Origin of the sequence: Burkholderia sp. Ap-955, from assembly GCF_011753045.1 — a bacterium.
Lineage (GTDB): Bacteria > Pseudomonadota > Gammaproteobacteria > Burkholderiales > Burkholderiaceae > Burkholderia > Burkholderia lata_D.
Genome location: NZ_VWWH01000004.1, coordinates 14,283 through 35,453 on the forward strand (window position 1 = coordinate 14,283; position 21,171 = coordinate 35,453).

Genomic DNA, 21,171 nt, shown 5'->3' on the forward strand with positions numbered 1-21,171 from the left:
CCCGGTCGATTACTTTAGGCTGCCGGTCAGTTGTTTTAGATTGCCGCGCGCTCCATCTCGACGTCGTCGATCGCGTTCGACGACGCACGAATATCGCTCGGCGAAATGCCGTAGCGCTTGCGGAACGCGATCGAAAAATGTGCCGGGCTATAGCCGACGCGGTACGCGACGGTCGACACGTTCGCGTCCTCTGCACACAGCATCGCGTGCGCGGTCCGCAGCCGGTATTCCTGCAGGTACGCATACACGCTCGTGCCGAACACCTTGCGGAAACCGGCCGTCAGCTTGCGCGAATTCATCCCCACCCGGCCCGCGAGCGCGTCAAGTGTGGGCGGCTGCTGAAGCTCGCGCGTCAGGATGTCGCTCGCCGCGTACACGCGCTCGACGTCCGACGACGTGACGCGCACGTCGGCTGGCGCGAACTGCCGCTGCGTCGCCAGCAGCTGCGCGCTCAACGCCGTCAGTTCGAATGCCTTGGCCTTCAGGTAGTACTCGCGCACCGCGCCCTCGAACGGGCAAGTCGCGATCTGCACCGCGAGCGCCTGCAGCGCCTTCGACGCCGGGCAACTGACGATGCGCGGATCGCCGCCCGTCGGCGCGAGCATCTTCTCCGGCAACAGGCTCAGGTTGCGGTCGAGCGCATCGAGACCGAGCTGCACGATCGTGTAACGCAGCGGCGTGTCGCGGTCGTAGATCTGGTGCGTCGTGAATTCGCCGTCGTTGGCGATCACGCACAGGCCCGGCCCCTTGATGCATTGCTCGGGCTGGCCCGGCACACGGCAGCGCAGCTGCCCGCTCTGCACGAGGACGAGCTTCAGCCCTTTTTCGAGCGGCTCCTCGTACCAGTCGCGGCTGTCCGAGCACAGCGTGCCGCTCAAGAGTTTCATGCCCGCGTCGATGTGCACCACGCCCGGATGATTGCCGGGCACGAGCACCGGCGGGTGACGTCGTGACGAAGCGAAGGAGGTCGAGCTCATCGGTGGTCCGTTGGTTAGGCGGCACGCGCGGCCCGGCGCGCGCCGGCGACAACCGGCCGATTGTCCGGCCGGGCCGGGCGGGCGCCGCGCGACAGGCGCCCGATCGAATGAAATTGCCGCGATATCGAAAGAAACGACGCTATCGCGGCACTTGTGACAAATGATAATACCTCTCATTTACATTTTCTGACAACTTGCCGGAACCCAAGGTCAGCCCATGCAATCCTCCCTTCCCTCCGTGGCGCCGGCCTCCCCGGCCGACGCGCCCGACTGGCCCGACGACTTCGCACGCCGCTACAGCGACGCCGGCTATTGGCAAGACACGACTTTCTTCGATGCGCTCGACGCGCAAGCGCAGCGCGACCCCGATGCGCTCGCGATCGTCGACGGCGCCAGCCGGCTCAGCTATCGCGACCTGCTGGCGCGCATCCGCCAGCTGGCGGGCGGCTTCGCGCGTCTCGGCCTGACGCGCGGCGACGCGGTCGTCGTCCACCTGCCGAACGGCGCACGCTTCATCGAGACGTGTTTCGCGCTGTTCCAGCTCGGCGTGCGGCCGGTGCTCGCCCTCCCCGCTCACCGGCACTACGAGATCGGCGCGTTCTGCCGCTTCGCCGGCGCGCGTGCGTATCTGGGCGCGGCGCAACTCGGCGAATTCGACTGCCGGCCGCTCGCAGCCGCGTTGCAGGCCGATTGCCCGACGCTCGAGCATGTCGTGATGGCCGGCGACGATCACGCGTTCACGCCGTTCGACGCGCTGTACGATGCGCCGCCGCTGCGCGAATGCGCGGCACGCGCCGACGACATCGCGTGCTTCCAGCTGTCGGGCGGCACGACCGGCACGCCGAAGCTGATTCCGCGCCGTCATCGCGAATACCTGTACAACGTGCGCGCGTGCAGCGCCGCGAGCGGCTTCGACGCCGATACCGTGTACCTCGCCGCGCTGCCGATGGCGCACAACTTCACGCTGTGCTGCCCCGGCACGATCGGCGCGCTGCTCGCGGGCGGTCGCGTCATCACGACCGGGCGGCCCGAGCCCGAACAGAGCTTCGCGCTGATCGCGCAGGAGCGCGTCACGCATACCGCGCTCGTGCCGCCGCTCGCGCTGCTGTGGCTCGACGAACAGCCGCAACGGCAGGCCGACCTGTCGAGCCTGCGCGTGCTGCAGGTCGGCGGCGCACGACTGATGGACCACGCGGCCGCGCGCGTGACGCCCGTGCTCGGCTGCCAGCTGCAACAGGTGTTCGGGATGGCGGAAGGGCTCATCTGCTGCACGCGGCTCGACGATTCGCCCGAACGGATTGCGCAGACACAAGGCCGCCCCGTGTCGGACGGCGACGAAGTACGCATCGTCGACGATGCCGGCGAACCGGTCGCACCCGGCGAGATCGGCGAACTGCAGGTACGCGGCCCGTACACGATCCGCGGCTACTACCGGCTCGCCGAGCACAACGCGACCGCGTTCACGGCCGACGGCTTCTATCGCAGCGGCGACCGCGTGCGGCGCACCGCGGACGGCGACCTCGTCGTCGAAGGCCGCGACAAGGACCAGATCAATCGCGGGGGCGAGAAGGTCTCCGCCGAGGAAGTCGAGAACCTGTTGCTCGCCCACCCGCAGGTGCACGACGCGGCGGTGGTCGCGATGCCCGACCCGCTGCTCGGCGAGCGCACGTGCGCGTTCGTCGTCGCCCGCGCGCCCGCACCGTCCAGGCTGGTGCTGAAACGCTACCTGCGCGACTGCGGGCTCGCGGCGTTCAAGATTCCCGATCGCATCGAGTTCATGCCGCGCTTCCCGGAAACCGGCATCGGCAAGACCAGCAAGAAATCGCTGCGCGACCTGCTGCGCCGCCAGCTGCAGGCGGCGGCCGCATGAGCGCACGACCGACCGATTCGAACTGGATCCGCGAACTGCGCCTGTCGCCGTGCCCGCGCGCGCAGCTCGTCTGCTTTCCGCACGCCGGCGGCACCGCGAATTTCTTTCGCGGCTGGAGCCGCGCGCTGCCGTGGGACGTCGACCTGCTCGCGCTGCAGTATCCGGGCCGCGAGGAACGCTTCGGCGAGCCGTGCCTGACGTCGATCGACGCACTCGCCGGCCCCGCCGCCGACGCGCTGCAACGCTATACCCATGCGCCGCTCGTGCTGTTCGGGCACAGCCTCGGCGCGGCGCTTGCCTACGAGGTGGCGGCGCGACTCGAAGCGCGTGGCGCGGCGCCGCTTTACCTGGCCGTGTCCGCGTTGCCGCCGCCGCATCGCCAGCGCCTGTCGGACCTGCACCTGCAATCCGACGATGCGCTCGTGGGCGATGTCGCGCGGCTGTCCGGCGAGCACGCCGCGCTGCTCGCCGACCCGGAAATGCGCGCGATCTACCTGCCGATGATCCGCAGCGACTACCGCGCGATCGAAACGTATCGCCGCGACCGGCCGCCGCGGCTCAATACGCCGCTCGGCGTGATGCTGCCGCTTGCCGATTCCGAGCTCGACAACGACGAAGCGCACGCGTGGCAGGACGTCGCGTCGCGCCCGATCCGCATCGAGACGTTCAGCGGCGACCACTTCTATCTGCGCCACCAATACCCGACGGTGATCGCGCATCTGGTCGAACGGATCGACCAATCCCTTCGTTACGGAAAGGAGTACACATGAAGACACCGGACGCCTGCACGGGGCTGCCCGACATTCGCGAAGCCATCGATCGCCTGGACGCCGACATCATCGAGGCGCTCGGCCTGCGCATGCAATACGTGAAGGCCGCGTCGCGCTTCAAGCCCGACGAAGCGAGCATCGCCGCGCCGGAACGGGTGGCCGCGATGCTGCCCGACCGGCGCCGCTGGGCCGAACAGGCCGGCCTCGACGGTGACTACGTCGAGACGCTGTTCTCGGGCCTGATCGCGTGGTACATCGCGCAGCAGACGCAGTATTGGCGGCAACAGCGGGGGCTCGCATGAACGCCGGCCTCCCGCTGCTGCACGACACGTTCGCCCGTGCGGCCCGCCGCGCCGCCGACACCGGCACGCCGACGCTCGCGTCGGTGTCGGTGCCGCTGCGCCCGCTCGACTTCTTCGACCTGATCGCCGCGTGGGACGACGGCGCCACGCCGTGGTTCTTCCACGAAGCCGGCGATGCGTCCGTCACGCTGTTCGGCTGGGACGGCGCGCTCGAACTGACCGCCACCGGCGACACGCGCTTCGCGCAGATCGATGCGCGCTGGCGCGCGCTCGTTCGCGATGCGGTGACCGCCGGCCCGCAACCGCCGCGCCTCGTCGGCGGCTTCCGGTTCGATTCGCACGGCGCGCGCAGCGCACACTGGGCGCCGTTTCCCGACGCGAGCATGACGGTGGCGAAGCTGCTGATCGTGCGCGAAGGCGACGCGCACTGGGCCGTCTGCCAGCACGTCGTCGCCGCGCACGACGATCCGGCCGCGCTCGCGCATGCGTGCCTCGCGCGCATCGAGTCGCTCGGCACGCTCGCCGCCGCCCATGACGACGATGCGCCGCACCTGCTGCACACGCAGGCGCTGCAAGCCAGCGAATGGCAACACGAAGTCCGGCGCGCGGTGGACGCGATCCACGGCGGCGCGTTCGGCAAGGTCGTGCTCGCGCGCGACGTGCTCGACCAGTACGCGCGGCCCGTTGCCGTCGCGCCGCTGCTGCGCCGGCTGCGGAAACGCGACGCGCATGCGCACCTGTTCGCGATCCGCCGTGAAGGCGCGTGCTTCGTCGGCGCCACGCCGGAACGGCTCGCGCGTGTCGCGGCCGGCGACGTGCGCACGCATGCGCTGGCCGGGACGATCCGGCGCGGCGCCACGCCCGACGACGATCGCGAGCTCGGCGCCGCGCTGATGGATTCCGCGAAGGAACGCTTCGAACACGCGCTCGTCGTCGACGCGATCCGCGCGGCGCTCGCGCCGCTGTCGCGCGCGCTCGACGTGCCCGAGCAACCGTCGCTGCACCGGCTACCGAGGCTGCAGCACCTGAGCACGCCGATCCGCGCGACGCTGAAGGCGGATGCGACGCTGCTGCAGGTCGTCGCGGCGTTGCATCCGACACCGGCGGTGGCCGGCCATCCGCGCGCCGAAGCGCTCGACCATATCCGCGCGCATGAAGGCTTCGATCGCGGCTGGTATGCGGCGCCCGTCGGCTGGATCGACGCGCACGGCAACGGCGACTTCATCGTCGCGCTGCGCTCCGCGCTGGTCGACGGCGGCGCCTGCCGGTTGTTCGCGGGCTGCGGCATCGTCGCCGATTCCGATCCGGTCAACGAATATCAGGAGACCGAACTCAAGTTGTCGGGCATGCAGGCGGCGATCCGCATGCGCGATGCGGCGGCGGATGCCGATGCACGTGGCCCAGCGAAGGTATCGGCCTCGTCGACGGTCGACTGATGCGTCCGCACGGCGGCCGCGCACGTCACAACAGCGGCAGCGTGAGCCGGATATGCTCGGCGAACGCCGCCGTCAGATGCGACGGCCGCTTGCGATCGAACTTCAGCGCAATGCCCACGGCCGGTAACGGCGGCAGGCGCGGATCGCCGGTGACGATCGCCAGGTCGGCCGGTACCGCCGTCTGCGTCATCACCGCGAACGCCTGCCCCGAACGCACCAGCGCGATCAGCCCCGCGAGACTGCTGCTCGCATACGCGACGCGGTAATCGCGGCCCGCGCGATCCAGCACCTCGCAGGCGGCGATGTGATCGAGCGTGTCGCGATCGGACAGCGCCAGCGGCAACGGATCGAAATGTTCGGGTTCGAGCCCCGGATAGCCGATCCAGACCAGTTGCTCGCGGCGAATGATGGCGTCGTTCGATCCGTCGTCCGGCAATGAAATCATCGCCAGATCGACTGCGCGTTTCTCCAACTGCTCGATGAGCCGCGGCGTCGGCCCGCACACGACTTCGACGATCGCCTGCGGATGCTGGCTCGAAAACTGCCGCAACAGCGACGGCAGCCAGACTTCCGCGTAATCGTCCGGGCAGCCGAAGCGGATCGTCCCCGACAACCCCGTGCCGCACAGGTCGGCCATCGCCTCGTCGTGCAGCCGCAGGATGCGCTGCGCGTGCACCAGCAGCCGCTCGCCCGGGTGGGTCAGCACCACGCCGCGCCCGGTGCGCTGGAACAGCGGCTGGTCGACGACCTCCTCGAGCCGCTTCATCTGCTGGCTGAGCGCGGACTGGGTCCGGCCCACACGCGCGGCCGCGCGGCTGAGCGCGCGCACCTCGGCGATCACGACGAACGAGCGCAGCAGGTCGATTTCGAGCGAAAGCGCCAAGGTATTAGCTCCTTTTCTACCTTGCATTAGAACTATTCGTTTCCATCAAACCAGAGGCACGCCTAGACTGCAAGCGCCCCCTGCCCCTTCCCCGGAGACGCCCGATGTCCCTGAACGACGACCCGACCTTCTGGCGCCACGCCAGGCAGCACCTGGTCCGCTACGGCGGCACGTTCGAGCCGATGATCATCGAGCGCGCGCAAGGCAGCTTCGTGTACGACGCGGACGGCCGCGCGATCCTCGATTTCACGTCGGGCCAGATGAGCGCGGTGCTCGGCCACAGCCATCCGGAGATCGTGTCCGTGATCGGCGAATACGCGGGCAAGCTCGACCACCTGTTCAGCGGGATGCTGTCGCGGCCGGTCGTCGACCTTGCGACGCGCCTCGCCGACGTCACGCCCGCCGGGCTCGATCGCGCGCTGTTGCTCAGCACCGGCGCGGAATCGAACGAAGCGGCGATCCGGATGGCGAAGCTCGTCACCGGCAAGTACGAGATCGTCGGCTTCGCGCAGTCGTGGCACGGGATGACCGGCGCGGCTGCATCGGCCACGTACAGCGCCGGCCGCAAGGGCGTCGGGCCGGCCGCCGTCGGCTCGTTCGCGATTCCGGCGCCGTTCACGTACCGGCCGCGCTTCGAGCGCAATGGCGCCTACGACTACCTGGCCGAACTCGACTACGCGTTCGACCTGATCGATCGCCAGTCGAGCGGCAACCTCGCGGCGTTCATCGCGGAACCGATCCTCAGCTCGGGCGGGATCATCGAACTGCCGGCAGGCTATATGGCGGCGCTCAAGCGCAAGTGCGAGGAACGCGGGATGCTGCTGATCCTCGACGAGGCGCAAACGGGCGTCGGCCGCACCGGCACGATGTTCGCGTGCCAGCGCGACGGCGTGACGCCCGACATCCTGACGCTGTCGAAGACGCTCGGCGCCGGGCTGCCGCTCGCGGCAATGGTGACGTCCGCGGCCATCGAGGAACGCGCGCACGAACTCGGCTACCTGTTCTACACGACGCACGTGTCGGATCCGCTGCCGGCGGCCGTCGGCCTGCGCGTGCTGGACGTCGTGCAGCGCGACGGGCTCGTCGAGCGGGCGAACGTGATGGGCGACCGGCTCCGGCGCGGCCTGCTCGACCTGATGGAACGCTTCGACTGCATCGGCGACGTGCGTGGGCGCGGGCTGCTGCTCGGCGTCGAGATCGTCAAGGATCGCCGCACGAAGGAACCGGCGGACGGGCTCGGCGCGAAGATCACGCGCGAATGCATGAATCTCGGGCTCAGCATGAACATCGTGCAGTTGCCGGGCATGGGCGGCGTATTCCGGATCGCGCCGCCGCTGACCGTCAGCAAAGCGGAAATCGATCTCGGGTTGTCGTTGCTCGAGCAGGCGATCCGGCGCGCACTGTAACGGAACACCCGATGCAACGCCACGCGCCTCGAAACCTAGTCGAGCCGCCCGGTCCGGAACACGCTGCGCAATTCGTCGTGGTTGTGGACGTTGAGCCGGCGATAGATCTTGCGAACATGATCGACGACGGTGCTGTCGCGCAGCGCGAAGTCGCGCGCAATCTCACTGTGCGAGCGGCCCAGCACGAGCTGCTCACAGAGTTCGCGTTGTCGCTCGGTCAGGCCGAACGCGAAACCGAGTCGTTCGACCATCAGCCTGAGCGGCGGAAAGTGTTCGATATGGATCACGATCGCGGCGTCGCGTTGCGACGCGACCGCGTCGGTACATCGATAGGCCTTGAAGCGGAAACGCCCCGCCGGGTTGCGACGCTCGAGCGTCGCAGGGGGTGCCGGGTAGCCGAGCCAGGTCCGTTTGAGGTTCGACCCTAGCGGCGCAAGCCAGTCCGGCAAGCGTTCGTGACGATAGAACGCGAGCGGCTCGCCGGTCGCGAGCGCCAGCATCCGGATGCTGTCCGCGTTGTGCAGCAGGAGCCGGCCGTCGTCGTCGACCACCAGGGTCGCGGACTCGCTGCATTCCGATTCGTGCAGTGTGGGCTGCACGGGCCGCGACAGCGCATGGGCCAGATGCCGCGCCACGGGTTCGATGTCGCGATGGTTCTTTTCCGAGAACGGACGACAGCCCGATGCGCGCGACAGCAGCAGGCTGCCCCAGCCGCGCGTGCCATCCGTCGCGGTCAGCTCGAGACAGTGGCGCATCGACACCGGCCGCCACAGGTCCGCGTACATCTCGCTCGACAGCAGTGCATCGTCGTGGTGCGCGCTGTTGCCGAAACCGCGTCCGCGGCGCATCGCATCGGAAAACGTGACGCCCAGCACCTTCTGCCGCTCGGTGTTGTGGACGTGCGCGAAATACGCCGGCAACAACGCGTACACCGCTTCGTTTTCGCTGTACACGTCCGACACGGCGTAGTGCTCGTCGGCATAGAAGAACATGCCCCAATCGGCACCGACGATGTGCCGGGCCGCCTCAACCACGTGCGGAATGATGAGGCGCGGCTCGACGGCAAGCGAACAGAGCCGCCGAATATGACTCGCAAGCGCGACGTGTTTGTCAGACATGAATGCGCTCCTCGAACATGCACCAGATTCGTTCGCGCGTCATGGCGAGACGCTCGACTGCATACGTTTCGCGATGTCTGTGCAGTGTAGGCATTCCACATGACAACGACGGCAAATACCCCCTTTCAAGAGGGCGTTAAACCGGCATGCGGGTTCTATCATTCCGCCATTCCGGCTGCATTCGCGTGACGAAACCACTCCTGCGTTCGGCATGGGGGATTTGTCCGGCGCGATGCAATGGCGGCGGAATGACCCGATTCACGATGCGCGAGTCAAACGCGCACAAGACGACTCGACACGTGCGACAGAACCATGGCGCGAAGCCGCGCATGCCGATGCGTCAGTCGCCGGAACACTTTGGGGAATGGCCGGGGGAGGATCGACGTTGCGCGTACGGAACGTCGACATACGCGGACGATGCAGCATCCGCGTCGTGGTTGTTGCATTGCTTGTTCATGTGAGGTACCACGATGAAGAGCATGTACAAGGCGGCACTGGCCGTCGTTTGTGTGGTGGGTGCGTCGGGCCTCGCCCGGGCGCAGGACGATGGCGCAGCGTCAGCGTCGAGCAAGCCGTCCGACTCGGCGATCAGCGCGACGTCGATGGGCAGCATGCCCAGCGCCGGGGCGCAGGCAGGTGGGCCGACCGGGCTCACGCGCGCACAGGTCAAGGAGGAATACCAGCGGATGCAGAAGTCGGGGGAACTCCAGCGTCTCAACCAGCTGTACGAAGGCGGCCAGTAGCGGCAGATATCCGGCTCGGCGTGGTCGCTCGTGTATCGGGTGGGGGTGGCTGGCGCGACCATGCATGGCCGGCGGATGGATGACGAGCAGAAACGCGCGCGGCGTTCCTCCATGCCGAGCGCGACAGGTTGAAAAAAGCACGGACCGTATCCGTCCGTGATGCATGCACGTACGTGCATGCCAGCGCGCCGCCGGCTTGTTGCAGGCCGGCGGGCATCCCGAATTACGCATGCAAACAAGCCTGCTCGACCCTGTCGACGGCCAGCCGATTCACGCTCGTGTCGGCGAGCGTCAGCCCGCTTCGGCCGCCCACGCGACCGCATCGGCGCCGGCCGGAATGCGCATCGGGCTCGACGGATCGGTCGCCGCACGCCACACGGCTTCGGCGACGTCCTGCGCGTGGGTGATCGGCGCGGCATCGTCGACGATGCGCGCAAAGACCGCCGCCGCAAATTCCGCATAAGCCTCGTGCTCGAAGCCGTGCATGTGCGCGCGTGCGTTGTCGGCGAAACGTGTGTCGGGCGCACGGCCCGGCAACACGAGATGCGCACGCACGCCGAACGGCGCGAGTTCGAGCGCCACCGATTCGGTGTACGCATTGACCGCCGCCTTGCTGGCGCGATAGGCGGCGAGCAGCGGCAGTACCTTCAGCGTGACGCTCGACGTGACGTTCACGACCACGCCGGCCCCGCGCCGGCGCAACTGCGGCAGCACGGCTTCCGTCACCGCGATCGTGCCGATCGTGTTGGTTTCGAACAGCGCGCGCACGGTGTCGATCGGCATCAGTTCGGCCGGTGCGGCCGCGCCGAAACCCGCGTTGTTGACGAGTACGTCGATCGGGCCGGCGGCGTCGATCGCCGCGCGGATGCTGTCGGGATTCGTGACATCGAGCGCCAGCACGCGCAGGTTCGGCGACGGCGGCAGCACGTCCTCGCGCGGCGTACGCATCGTCGCGACGACCTGCCAGTCACGGGCCAGGAAGTAACGGGCAATCTCGAGGCCGAAGCCGGAGGAACAGCCGGTGATCAATACGGTCTTCATGCGAACTCACTCCTGTGACGTGTTGAGCATGTGTTCGTACGATAGATGGCCGGATCCGTATTCGCTACAATCGAAAATCCGATTTTCTTTTGCGAGAGTCCGGCGATGATCGATCCGTTGGCCGAGGTCGTGACGCTGCTGCAGCCGAGCACGCGGTATTCCAAGCTGGTTCACGGCGCAAGCCCCTGGCGCATCAGCCGGACGGTCGCCGGCGAGCCGTTCTATTGCGCGGTCCTGGATGGCGGGTGCCGGGTCGCGATCGACGGACATCCGCCGATCGATCTGCTGCCCGGCGATTTCGTGTTGATTCCGGCCGCCTACGGCGTCTCGATATCCAGCTTCGAATTGCCGCCGCCGGGTGTCGAAACGGCCGCCCCGGTCGTGCTCGACAACGGCGAATACCGGATCGGCGACGCGGACCGCCCGGTCGACACGCGCCTGATGGCCGGCAATTGCAGCTTCAGTTCGCCCGACGCTGCGCTGCTGGTGTCGCTGCTGCCGCAATACGTGCACGTGCGCGGCGAGCCGCGCCTGACCACGCTCGTGCAACTGGTGCGGGACGAATCGCGTGCGCAGCGGCCCGCGCGCGAACTCGTGCTGTCGCGTCTCGTGGAAGTGCTGCTGATCGAGGCATTGCGGTTCTCGGCCGGCACGGATGCGTCGCCCGGCCTCGTGCGCGGGCTCGCCGACAGCCGTCTCGCCGCCGCGATCCGCGGCATGCACGCACGCCCCGCGCACCCGTGGACGGTCGTCGAACTCGCCAGGGAAGCGGCGCTGTCGCGCTCGACCTTCTTCGAACGCTTCAGCCGCGCAGTCGGCGTCGCGCCGATGGAATACCTGCTCACGTGGCGCATGGCGCTCGCGAAAAACCTGCTCCGTCGCGACGAAGGCCGCATCGCGGAGATCGCCGGGCGCGTCGGCTACAGTTCCGCCAGCACCTTCAGCGTCGCGTTCACGCGGCACGTCGGCCGGCCGCCCGCGCAATATGCGCGCGACGAACGCGCAGCGAGCGACGAATGACCCGCATCCGCCACCGCCCTCCCGCGACACGCGGTCACGCTCCGTCACGCGACGACGATGTACGAGGCACTCGATGACGACAACGGCAAAGGACGTCGGCGCCCCCGACCACTGGCTCGTCGCGCGGCGCGATGCGGAAACCGGCATCGAAAGCCTGCATGCGCATTTCAACGGCCATGCATACGATGCGCACGATCACGACGACATGCTGGTCGGCTTCACCGAACAGGGCGTACAGCAATTCCAGTGCCACCGGTCGGTGCATACGAGCGTGCCGGGCCGCGCGATCCTGATCGAGCCGGGCGCACTGCACGACGGCCATGCGCCCGAAGCCGGCGGCTTCACCTACGGGATGCTGTACCTGCCGCAAGCGTGGGTCGAGCGCGCAGCGCGCCGGCTGGAGCTGCCGGGCCTCGGCGGTGTCGAAGCGTCGTTCGGCCATACGCTCGTCGACGATCGCGGCCTCGTCGACGCGATCCGCCAGGCGTTTCTCGCGATCCACGGCAACGAAGGCAAGCTCGCACGCGACCAGACGCTCGACCGCCTGATGATCCGGCTCGGCGGCGAACTGCGCGGGCCGCTCGTGCTGGAAAGCGCCGTCGTGCCGCCCGCGATCGCGCGCGTGCGCGATCTGCTGCATGAACACATGGACGGCAACATCGGGCTCGACGAGCTGGCCAGCGTCGCCGGGATCGACCGGTTCCGGCTGACGCGGCTGTTCCAGCGTGCGTTCGGCACGTCGCCGCACGCGTACCTGGTGCGCTTGCGGCTGCGTGCCGCGCGCCGGCTGCTGGCGGCCGGCCGCACGCCCGCGCAGGCGGCCGCGGACGTCGGCTTCGCCGACCAGAGCCACCTGGGCCGCTGGTTCCGCCGTGCGTACCGGATCACGCCGGCCGCCTACCGGCAACTGTGCACAAACGTTCCAGACTGATCGTGCGCGGCATCCGATCATGAGCGTCTCTACAAGGAGCACTCATGTTCGATACCAAGGTCGCGCTGATCGTGCGCGACGATCTCGCCGCGTGGCAAAAACTCAATGTCGTCGCGTTTCTCGCGACCGGCATTGCGGCCGAAGCACCCGAAGCGCTCGGCGAGCCGTACGAGGATGCGGCGGGACGCCGCTACGGCCGCATGCTGGGGCAGCCGATGCTGGTGTTCGCGGCCGACCTGAACGGCCTGCAGGCCGCACACCGGCAGGCGCTGTCGCGCGAGCTCACGATCGTGCCCTACGTGCATGCGATGTTTTCGACCGGGCACGACGCGGCCAACCGCGAAGTGTTTCGCGCCGGCGATGCGGAGAATCTCGACTTCGTCGGGCTGGCGCTGCGCGGACCGAAGAAGGCGGTGGAAAAGGCCGTGAAGGGGCTGGCGTTGCATGCTTAAACGCCGGCGAAGCCGCCCCGGCGGGCCGATTCAGCGATGCGCAAGCACGTTGACCAGCTTGCCGAACGGGTCGCGCACATAGAACCGTCGCACGCCCCACGGCTCGTCAGCCGGCCCGTACTCGACCGGAATCCCGGCCGCAAGCACACGCGCGAGTGCTTCATCGACGTCGTCGACCTCGATCGACAGATCGGGCGTCGGCGTGCCCGATCCGCCCTCCGATGCGAAGCTGATCTGCACGTCCATCTGCTCGGCATTGCCGTAGGTCGCGATCCAGCCGTGATCCATCAGCAGGTCGAGGCCGAAGATCCGTTGGTAGAAGCGCTTTGCGTCGTCGACTGATCGGGTGTCGATATTGGCGACGATCCGTTTGACTTTCATCGGGTGCCTGCGCGGTCGTGACAGTACCGCGACGCTACACCGGAACCGCGCGCGTAACCAGTGCGTCAGCGGCCGGCCGCCTCCATGTTCGCCCGCCGCGCCCGCGCGGGCCGCTCCACGCGCTTGCCGGCCAGCCACACGCCGATCGCGACGACCACGATGCCGAGATAGGTCGTCACCTCGATCCGGTCGCCGAACAGCCAGGCGGCCCACATCAGCGTCACGGGCGGTTCGAGATAGACGAGGGTCGCCACGCGCGTCGCGGGCATGCGCTTGAGCAGCGCCCACAGCGACAGGTAGGCGATGAAGGTCGAGAACACCGTCAGCCACACGACGGAGACCCACACGCTCGGCTGGGTCGGCACGTGCAGGTCGCCCGTGACGATCCCGCACACCGCGAACAGCACGAGGCTCACGCAGCCCTGCACGAACAGCGGCAGGAACAGGCCGTCCTCGTTGCTGCGCGCGGCCGTCAGCGCGCGGCGCCGCTGATAGATCGTCGCGATCGACAGCCCCAATGCGGACACCAGCGGCAGCAGGTACATCACGAGCCCGACCGACCCGGCCGGCAGCGCATATTGCCCGCCGATCACGATGCCCACGCCGACGAACCCGACGACGAGCCCGGCCCACTGGCGCGCCCCGCTGCGCTCGCTGCCTTCCACCGCCGTCATCGCGGCCGTGATGAGCGGCTGCATCGCGGCGACGATCGCGGCGATGCCGGGCGGCAGGCCATGCTGAATCGCCACGTACACGCAGGCCAGGTAAAGAAACTGCGACAGGAAGCCGATCACCGCGTGATAGCGAAGCTTCTCCCACGTCAGGCGCCCGAGCTGCCGGTTGAGGACGATCGCCAAGCACAGCGTGACGAGCAGGAACCGCCAGAACAGCAGGTTGAACGCGCCGGCCGTCTCCGCGCCGAGCTTGGCGCCGATGAAGCCGGAACTCCACGACAACACGAAAACGAGCTGGAGCAGGAATAACTGCATGGCGCGACGGCTCTCAGAAAGTTGCCGGGGACAGCCGCTGGTCCGCCAGATCCCCGGGGCGAATCGGTTCGATCCCGAGGCGGTGATACTGCAGTTCGGCGTCGTCCCGGAGCGCACGCTGCAGCGCCAGCCAGTTGACGACCGTGCGCGGGATGCCGTCGTCCGACGCGAGATGCCAGAACCCGTTGTCGTCCTCCCGCGTGGTCGGGCAATGAAACGACAGCACCAGCGACATGCGCCGTCCCGCCTCGACCGGTTCGACGCCATGGAACAGCTTGCTGCCGTAGATGAGCAGCGCGTCGCCCGCGTTGTCCAGGTTCGCGGTCTTCACATGCCGGCGTTCGCGATCGTGGCGGTCGAACGTCTCCGCGGTCGATTCGTAGAACAGAAAGTTTCCGCCCTCGTAGTCGGATCGATCCGACAGCACGATGTTCAGCACGAAGCTGGTGCCATCGGTATGCCACATGCCCAGCTGTTCCTTGCCGTCGCGCTGGCTCGTCGGGTAGTAATAGTTGAACTGCGACCGCGCATTGACCATCGGATACGGAATCAGCGGTACACCGGCCAGACGCGACACCCTCAGCAGGAATGCGCGGTCGTGCATCATGTCGTCGATGAACCGCGAGCGCTCCGTCACCGCGCGCACGCGCTTCGAGATGATCCAGTTGCTGCTCGACGCACTGCGCTCCAGCGCGCGGCCGATCTCGCGCAACGCATGAACCGCTTCGTCCGAAAACAAGCCGCGAAGATGGCACACCGCGTTGAGCGCGTCCGAGCGCGTGCCGCGCATCGGCACGCCGCGATAGCCGAGGGCGTCGAGATTGCGCCGGTATCGCACTTCATAGCCGTCGCGCAGGCAGGCGCTGCTCCAGCGCATCGGTTCCGTCGCGGCGTCCAGCGAGCCGTCGACATTCGCGCCGCCGGACAGCGACGTCTGCAGCGCAAGCCTCACCCGATCGAACCCTCGCGCAAACACCGGCAATGCATTTCCCTTGTTCATCGCGTGCCTCGCTGTCGTGGTTGCGGCATTCAGCCCTTGAACTGGGCGATCTGGTACACGACGCTGCCGTCGCCGCTGTGCAGTTCGTCGATCACGCGGCAATTGGCGTGACTGTGGCGCACGTGACGGAATTGCTCCGGCGTGTATTTCAGGCAGACGTTGGTGATCAGATGCCCGTCGGCCCCGGCTTTCGATACCGGCTGCAACGTGACCGCCACGTGGAACTGGTCGCCGAGCAGATTGAGCCGGACGATCGACACATGGTGCTCGCCGAGCGGTTCGAAGCCTTGCTGCCGGCTGACGACTTCGGAAAAACGCACCATGTTCTCGTTCCGGTAGAAGTTGTAGATGGGCTCCTCTCTCCCCTCGACCAGCAACTGCATCTCCGACACGATGTAGGTCGACTTGCCGCCGAGATTGCGGATGAGCCGGCCGATCGTCACGGGCAATTCGTTGCCTTCCTGGAAACCGAGCATCGTGATGAACGTCACGTCCTGGCCCACGTCGATGTGGTTCCATTGCACGTTCCGGTAATCGTCGGCGATGTAGTTGAAACAGCCGGGCGTTTTCAGGAACGGCATGATCGCGTGCCGCATCGCGTCTTCGGACGACTCGTTGATGTCGACGGCCGTATAGCGCAGATGATCCGGGCCGCAGCCGCTGACGGCCTTCACGAGTTCGGTCGTCTTGACCGGCTCCGGCCCGAGCTCGATGTAATGCACATCGCGGCCGCGCGACAACGTCGCGAGCCGCTCGCTCAACTGGCCGATCGCTTCGCGCAACGAACCGTTGCCGTCGCGGTCCGCACACAGCGCGGGACTCCGCACGCCCAGCTCGTTCAGGTTGCGCATCAGCGAAAACACCTCGCGCCCTGCTTCCTTCCTCCTCGCGTCATCGTCGCTGCGCTTGAGCGTCGAATACTTTTCGTGATTCTCGACCGTCCATACCGACTCGGCCTTCAACTTCCTGTCCCGCACCAATGCATCTACAACGAAATCGTTGATCGACATGAATCGTTCCCCGGATACGTGCAACGCGCGACCGGCTGCCTGCCGTTGTCTGCCTGTTGACCGAGAATATGGGATGCCCAATAATTCCGTCAATCGACATTACCTGAATCACTGATTCGGAAAAACCAAATCATGCCGCGCACCCTGGACGTCGACCTGCTGCGAACCTTCCACGCCGTCGCGAAGCTCGGACGCTTCAAGGATGCGGCCGCTCATGTGAATCGCAGCCCGTCGTCGGTCACCGCGCAGATTCAGAAGCTCGAGGAAATGGTCGCGCAGCGCCTGTTCACGCGAAACAACCAGGCCGTCGAACTCACGCAGTACGGCCACAAGCTGCTGAGCGACACCACCGAGTTTCTGCTGAGCCACGACCGGCTCGTCGAATCGCTGTCGCCGCAGATGCTGACCGGCAAGCTGCGGCTCGGCATCCCCGATTCGTACGCCGCGCACTTCATGGCGGAATTCCTGCCGCGCTTCGCCGCCGACCGGCCGCTGCTCGAACTGACGGTCGAGGCGCGCTCCAGCGAAGAGCTGCAGTCGCTGTTCTCGCGCGGCCAGCTGGACATCACGATCGCCGTGGTGCCGAAAGCGACGCCGCACGGCGAGCTGCTCAGCAAGACCCATCCGGTGTGGGTCGCCGCGCGAACCTTCAAGTTCAATCCCGACGCGCCGCTGCCGATCGCCGTGCAATTGCAGGGCTGCCCGTACCGCGACACCGCGCTGAGCGCGCTGAAGAAAGCGAAGATCCCGCACCGGATGCTGCTCGAGAGCGCCAGTTCGCCTGCGGTCGAGGCGTGTATCGCGAACGGCCTCGCGGTCGGCCTGATCGAGCACGATCGCGTGTCCGGCAACCTGACGAGCCACGTCGCCGGGATCGTGCTGCCCGATCTCCCGCCGCACCTGATCACCATCCTGACGGACGACAGCAATCGCGCCGCGCTGCATCTGCGCGACGTACTGAAAAGCACATTCAGGATCGGATGAAGACAAGGCCGGGAACCGGCCTTGCATGAGACAGCAAAAGAGGAAGCGCCGCCGGCCCGTTGCAGGCCGGCGGCTTTCGGCGTCAACCGCCGAGATACGCCTGCTTGATGCGATCGTTCGCGAGCAGGTTTGCACCCGTATCGGCAAGCACCACGCGTCCCGTTTCGAGCACGTAGCCGCGATCGGCCACACCCAGCGCCTTGTTCGCGTTCTGCTCGACGAGGAACACCGTGACGCCTTCGTCGCGGATCGTGCGGATGATGTCGAATATCTGCGCGATCACGAGCGGTGCGAGACCGAGCGTCGGTTCGTCGAGCAGCAGCAGACGCGGCTTGCTCATCAGCGCGCGGCCGATCGCCAGCATCTGCTGTTCGCCGCCCGACATCGTGCCGGCGCGCTGCGTCGCGCGTTCCTTCAGGCGCGGAAACAGCTTGAACACGTGCTCGATGCCGTCGTCGATCTCGTGACGGCTCGCGAAGAAGCCGCCCATCTTCAGGTTCTCGAGCACCGTCAGGCTCGGGAACACGCGCCGCCCTTCCGGCGAGATCGCCATCCCTTGCCGCATGATCTGGTGCGTCGACATCGCCGTGATGTCCTTGCCCTCGAACAGCACGCGGCCCGACGACGCGCGCGGCGTGCCGCACACGGTCATCATCAGCGTCGTCTTGCCGGCGCCGTTGCTGCCGATCAACGTGACGATCTCGCCCTTGTTCACCTCGATCGACACGCCCGCGAGCGCCTCGACCGCGCCGTAGTGCGTATGGACCTGTTCCAGCTTCAGCATCACTCTTCCCCCAGATACGCCTTGATCACGCGCGGGTCGTTGCGGACCGCTTCCGGCGTGCCGATCACGATCGGCCGGCCGTGCTCCATCACCAGGATGCGGTCGGACACGCCCATCACGAGGCTCATGTCGTGTTCGATCAGCAGCACCGATACGCCGAACTCGCGGCGCAGCTTGTCGATCAGGTGCTGCAGTTCGATCTTTTCCTGCGGGTTGAGGCCGGCCGCCGGCTCGTCGAGCATCAGCAGGCGCGGCTCGGTGATCATGCAGCGCGCGATCTCCAGACGCCGCTGGTGCCCGTACGACAGCGTGCCCGCCGGCCGGTTGGCGACCGACGTCAACCCCATCCGGTCGAGCCACACGGCCGCGCGTTCGAGCGCTTCCTTCTCGGCGCGGCGATACGCGGGCGTCGAGAACAGGCCCGGCAGCAGCCCAGCCTTCACCTTGCGATGCTGCGCGACCAGCAGGTTCTCGACGACGGTCAGCGACTTGAACAGGCGGATGTTCTGGAACGTCCGCACCAAGCCCTTCAACGCGATCTTGTGGCTCGGCAGCCCTGCGATCGCGTGGCCGTCGAGCACGACGTCGCCGCCGGTCGGCTTGTAGAAGCCGCCGACGCAGTTGAACACCGTGGTCTTGCCCGCGCCGTTCGGCCCGATGATCGCGAACACTTCATCGCGACGCACGTCGAAATCGATCCCGTCCACCGCGAGCAACCCGCCGAAGCGCATCTGCAGCCCGGCGACCTTCAACAGTTCCGTATTCGCGCTCATTGGGGCAGCTCCACGTGGGGACGGCTCGCGGGCAGCAGGCCCTGCGGACGCCACATCATCATCAACACCATCACGAGACCGAAGATCAGCATCCGGTACTCGGCGAAGCCGCGCGCGACTTCCGGCAGCACGGTCAGCAGGATCGCCGCGAGAATCACGCCGAGCTGCGAGCCCATCCCGCCGAGCACGACGATCGCGAGGATCAGCGCCGATTCGATGAAGGTGAACGATTCAGGATTCACGAGGCCCTGGCGCGCCGCGAAGAACGCGCCGCCGATACCGGCGAACGCCGCGCCGAGCGTGAACGCCGACAGCTTGATGCGCGTCGGGTTCAGGCCCAGCGAACGGCACGCGATCTCGTCGTCGCGCAGCGCTTCCCACGCACGACCCATCGGCATGCGGATCAGGCGGCTCGTCACGAACAGCGTGAAGCCCACCAGCACGAGCGCGAGCAGGTACAGGAAGATCACCACGTGATCGCCGCTGTATTCCAGCCCGATCAGTTCGTGGAAGGTCTTCGCGCCTTCGACGCTCGCGCTGCGCGCCATCTCGTAGCCGAACACGCTCGGTTTCGGAATGCCCGAGATGCCGTCCGGGCCACCCGTGAGGCTCGTCAGGTTGTTCGCGAGCAGGCGGATGATTTCGCCGAAGCCGAGCGTGACGATCGCGAGATAGTCGCCGCGCAGCCGCAGCACCGGGAAGCCGAGCAGGAAGCCGAACGTCGCGGCCGCGATCGCGGCGAGCGGCAGGCATTCCCAGAACGACAGCCCGAAGTACTGGTTCAGCATCGCGTACGTGTAGCCGCCGACCGCGTAGAAGCCGACATAGCCGAGATCCAGCAGCCCCGCGAAACCGACCACGATGTTCAGCCCGAGGCCGAGGATCACGTAGATCAGCGCGAGCGTCGCGACGTCCACCGCGCCGCGCGAGCCGAAGAACGGCCACACGAGCCCGACCGCGAGCAGCACCCAGACGATCACGCGCTGCTGCTGCGCGCCCATCGCGGGCATGGCCGGCAGCTTCACCGATGATTTCGCGCGTACGAGCCACGGTTTGAACAGCTGGAACAAGAACACGCCCGCGACCGCGATCCACACTGGCCGCCAGTGCGGCGTGAGCACCACCTGATAGCCTTCGAGCTTCAGTTGCAGCCCGAGCACCGGAATCGTGAGGATCGCCGTCAGGAACGCGGCGGCCACGGCATTTTTCAGCGCCTGGCCGACCGATGCGTCGGCGACCGGGCGGCGAACGGAAATGACTTGACTCATCTGCGTCTCCCTCAAACCTTTTCGATGTCCGACTTGCCGAGCAGGCCGGTCGGGCGGAAGAGCAGGATCAGCACGAGCAGGCCGAACGCGACCACGTCCTTGTACTCGGCCGGCATGTAGCCTGCGGCGAAGGTTTCAGCGAGGCCGAGCAGCACGCCGCCGAGCATCGCGCCGGGGATGCTGCCGATCCCGCCGAGCACCGCGGCGGTAAACGCCTTGATGCCCGCGACGAAGCCGATATACGGGTTCAGCTTGCCGATCGTCAGCCCGATCAGCACGCCGCCGACGGCGGCCAGCATCGCGCCGAGCACGAACGTGAATGAGATCACGCGGTTCGTGTCGATGCCGAGCAGGTTCGCCATCTTCATGTCCTCGGCGCATGCGCGGCACGCACGGCCCATCCGCGAATGCGAGATGAACAACGTGAGCGTGATCATCAGCACGAGTGTCACGCAGACGATCATCAGGCGCGAATACGGGATGGTCACGTCGAAGTCGCCACCGAGATGGATGTCGAACGCGCCGGAGATCAGCACGGGCACGGACACGTCGCGCGCGCCCTGGCCGATCTGCACGTAGTTCTGCAGGAAGATCGACATGCCGATCGCGGAGATCAGCGGCACGAGGCGCGGGCCGCCGCGCAGCGGCCGGTACGCGACGCGCTCGACCGCGAAACCGTACAGGCCGGTGACGATCACCGACACGATCAGCGCGGCGCCGAGCACGAGCGGCAGCGGATAGCCGGCCGAGATGCCGATTGCAGTCAGGGTCACGAGGCCCACGTACGCGCCGATCATGTAGATCTCGCCGTGGGCGAAGTTGATCATGCCGATGATGCCGTAGACCATCGAATAGCCGATGGCGATCAACGCATAGATCGCACCCAGCGTCAGGCCGTTGACCAGCTGCTGGGCGAATTGAGGAAAGAAGTCAGTCATGTGCGGGAAGCTCCCGTTGGCGCCATGTCGCCTGCCGTCGCCGGATCACGGCGTGGCCGCGCGCAACGCACGGTGTCGTCTCGGGCCGCCCCATG

Annotated in this window: 22 protein-coding genes; 10 read left to right on the forward strand and 12 right to left on the reverse strand. The window is 67.2% G+C overall.

Going from position 1 to position 21,171, the window contains the following annotated elements; genetic code table 11:
* Positions 1–35: 35 nt before the first annotated feature.
* The gene (locus tag F3J15_RS03365) at positions 36–977 is read right to left on the reverse strand and encodes an AraC family transcriptional regulator (protein WP_166887762.1); all 942 of its coding nucleotides are present in this window, start codon (positions 975–977) and stop codon (positions 36–38) included.
* Positions 978–1,194: 217 nt separating this feature from the next.
* Between F3J15_RS03365 and F3J15_RS03370 the strand changes: the two genes are divergently transcribed.
* From F3J15_RS03370 to F3J15_RS03385, 4 genes are read left to right on the forward strand one after another with little or no spacing between them, the layout of a single operon-like run.
* The gene (locus F3J15_RS03370) at positions 1,195–2,847 is read left to right on the forward strand and encodes an AMP-binding protein (RefSeq protein WP_166887765.1); all 1,653 of its coding nucleotides are present in this window, start codon (positions 1,195–1,197) and stop codon (positions 2,845–2,847) included.
* Positions 2,844–3,617, forward strand: a complete 774-nt coding sequence (locus F3J15_RS03375) for an alpha/beta fold hydrolase (RefSeq protein WP_166887768.1) — start codon at positions 2,844–2,846, stop codon at positions 3,615–3,617. The genes F3J15_RS03370 and F3J15_RS03375 overlap by 4 nt, the downstream gene beginning before the upstream one ends.
* On the forward strand, positions 3,614–3,919 hold the full coding sequence (locus F3J15_RS03380) for an isochorismate lyase (RefSeq protein WP_166887771.1): 306 nt from the start codon (positions 3,614–3,616) through the stop codon (positions 3,917–3,919). Before F3J15_RS03375 ends, F3J15_RS03380 begins: the two co-directional genes overlap by 4 nt.
* Complete coding sequence (locus F3J15_RS03385) at positions 3,916–5,355, forward strand: isochorismate synthase (RefSeq protein ID WP_166887774.1); 1,440 nt, start codon at positions 3,916–3,918, stop codon at positions 5,353–5,355. Before F3J15_RS03380 ends, F3J15_RS03385 begins: the two co-directional genes overlap by 4 nt.
* A gap of 25 nt (positions 5,356–5,380) precedes the next feature.
* Here F3J15_RS03385 and F3J15_RS03390 read toward each other — a convergent pair whose 3' ends face one another.
* Positions 5,381–6,265, reverse strand: a complete 885-nt coding sequence (locus F3J15_RS03390) for a LysR family transcriptional regulator (RefSeq protein WP_205190670.1) — start codon at positions 6,263–6,265, stop codon at positions 5,381–5,383.
* Between the two features lie 77 nt (positions 6,266–6,342).
* On the opposite strand from F3J15_RS03390, the gene F3J15_RS03395 reads away from it, so the two are divergent.
* The gene (locus F3J15_RS03395; RefSeq protein WP_166887779.1) at positions 6,343–7,644 is read left to right on the forward strand and encodes an aspartate aminotransferase family protein; all 1,302 of its coding nucleotides are present in this window, start codon (positions 6,343–6,345) and stop codon (positions 7,642–7,644) included.
* A 35-nt stretch (positions 7,645–7,679) separates the two neighbouring features.
* Here F3J15_RS03395 and F3J15_RS03400 read toward each other — a convergent pair whose 3' ends face one another.
* Positions 7,680–8,762, reverse strand: a complete 1,083-nt coding sequence (locus F3J15_RS03400; protein WP_166887782.1) for a LuxR C-terminal-related transcriptional regulator — start codon at positions 8,760–8,762, stop codon at positions 7,680–7,682.
* A 470-nt stretch (positions 8,763–9,232) separates the two neighbouring features.
* Here F3J15_RS03400 and F3J15_RS03405 point away from each other — a divergent pair, with 470 nt between their 5' ends.
* Complete coding sequence (locus F3J15_RS03405) at positions 9,233–9,505, forward strand: hypothetical protein (RefSeq protein ID WP_069252305.1); 273 nt, start codon at positions 9,233–9,235, stop codon at positions 9,503–9,505.
* Between the two features lie 291 nt (positions 9,506–9,796).
* Here the strand turns inward: F3J15_RS03405 and F3J15_RS03410 are convergent, their stop codons facing one another.
* Positions 9,797–10,546: an SDR family oxidoreductase gene (locus F3J15_RS03410; protein WP_166887785.1), complete on the reverse strand. Its 750-nt coding sequence runs from the start codon at positions 10,544–10,546 to the stop codon at positions 9,797–9,799.
* 45 nt (positions 10,547–10,591) lie between these two features.
* Between F3J15_RS03410 and F3J15_RS03415 the strand changes: the two genes are divergently transcribed.
* The 3 genes from F3J15_RS03415 (at position 10,592) to F3J15_RS03425 (ending at position 12,949) form a co-directional block, all read left to right on the forward strand.
* Positions 10,592–11,566 (forward strand): AraC family transcriptional regulator, encoded by a 975-nt coding sequence (locus F3J15_RS03415; protein ID WP_166887788.1) that lies wholly within the window; start codon positions 10,592–10,594, stop codon positions 11,564–11,566.
* A 73-nt stretch (positions 11,567–11,639) separates the two neighbouring features.
* Positions 11,640–12,497: an AraC family transcriptional regulator gene (locus F3J15_RS03420; RefSeq protein ID WP_166887791.1), complete on the forward strand. Its 858-nt coding sequence runs from the start codon at positions 11,640–11,642 to the stop codon at positions 12,495–12,497.
* Between the two features lie 44 nt (positions 12,498–12,541).
* Positions 12,542–12,949, forward strand: a complete 408-nt coding sequence (locus F3J15_RS03425; protein WP_069252309.1) for a DUF2000 family protein — start codon at positions 12,542–12,544, stop codon at positions 12,947–12,949.
* Positions 12,950–12,979: 30 nt separating this feature from the next.
* On the opposite strand, the gene F3J15_RS03430 is transcribed toward F3J15_RS03425, so the two are convergent.
* From F3J15_RS03430 to F3J15_RS03445, 4 genes are all read right to left on the reverse strand, one after another.
* Positions 12,980–13,330, reverse strand: a complete 351-nt coding sequence (locus tag F3J15_RS03430; protein WP_089448179.1) for a VOC family protein — start codon at positions 13,328–13,330, stop codon at positions 12,980–12,982.
* Between the two features lie 65 nt (positions 13,331–13,395).
* Entirely contained in the window at positions 13,396–14,319 is a 924-nt protein-coding gene (locus tag F3J15_RS03435; protein WP_166887794.1) for a DMT family transporter, read from the reverse strand.
* A 13-nt stretch (positions 14,320–14,332) separates the two neighbouring features.
* A complete protein-coding gene (locus F3J15_RS03440) occupies positions 14,333–15,319 on the reverse strand; it encodes a 2OG-Fe(II) oxygenase family protein (protein ID WP_089448181.1) in 987 nt (328 codons plus the stop codon).
* Positions 15,320–15,348: 29 nt separating this feature from the next.
* On the reverse strand, positions 15,349–16,329 hold the full coding sequence (locus tag F3J15_RS03445) for a hypothetical protein (protein WP_166887797.1): 981 nt from the start codon (positions 16,327–16,329) through the stop codon (positions 15,349–15,351).
* A 132-nt stretch (positions 16,330–16,461) separates the two neighbouring features.
* Between F3J15_RS03445 and F3J15_RS03450 the strand changes: the two genes are divergently transcribed.
* The gene (locus tag F3J15_RS03450; RefSeq protein ID WP_166887800.1) at positions 16,462–17,313 is read left to right on the forward strand and encodes a LysR substrate-binding domain-containing protein; all 852 of its coding nucleotides are present in this window, start codon (positions 16,462–16,464) and stop codon (positions 17,311–17,313) included.
* An 82-nt stretch (positions 17,314–17,395) separates the two neighbouring features.
* Here F3J15_RS03450 and F3J15_RS03455 read toward each other — a convergent pair whose 3' ends face one another.
* Genes F3J15_RS03455 through livH form a run of 4 tightly spaced genes read right to left on the reverse strand, consistent with a single transcriptional unit; the run spans position 17,396 to position 21,076 of the window.
* Positions 17,396–18,097, reverse strand: coding sequence for an ABC transporter ATP-binding protein (locus F3J15_RS03455; protein WP_039366289.1), 702 nt, complete (start codon positions 18,095–18,097; stop codon positions 17,396–17,398).
* Positions 18,097–18,870, reverse strand: coding sequence for a high-affinity branched-chain amino acid ABC transporter ATP-binding protein LivG (gene livG / locus F3J15_RS03460; RefSeq protein ID WP_089448183.1), 774 nt, complete (start codon positions 18,868–18,870; stop codon positions 18,097–18,099). Before livG ends, F3J15_RS03455 begins: the two co-directional genes overlap by 1 nt.
* Positions 18,867–20,138 (reverse strand): high-affinity branched-chain amino acid ABC transporter permease LivM, encoded by a 1,272-nt coding sequence (locus tag F3J15_RS03465; RefSeq protein WP_166887803.1) that lies wholly within the window; start codon positions 20,136–20,138, stop codon positions 18,867–18,869. The genes livG and F3J15_RS03465 overlap by 4 nt, the downstream gene beginning before the upstream one ends.
* A gap of 11 nt (positions 20,139–20,149) precedes the next feature.
* Positions 20,150–21,076, reverse strand: a complete 927-nt coding sequence (gene livH / locus F3J15_RS03470; protein WP_166887806.1) for a high-affinity branched-chain amino acid ABC transporter permease LivH — start codon at positions 21,074–21,076, stop codon at positions 20,150–20,152.
* Between the last annotated feature and the right edge of the window lie 95 nt (positions 21,077–21,171).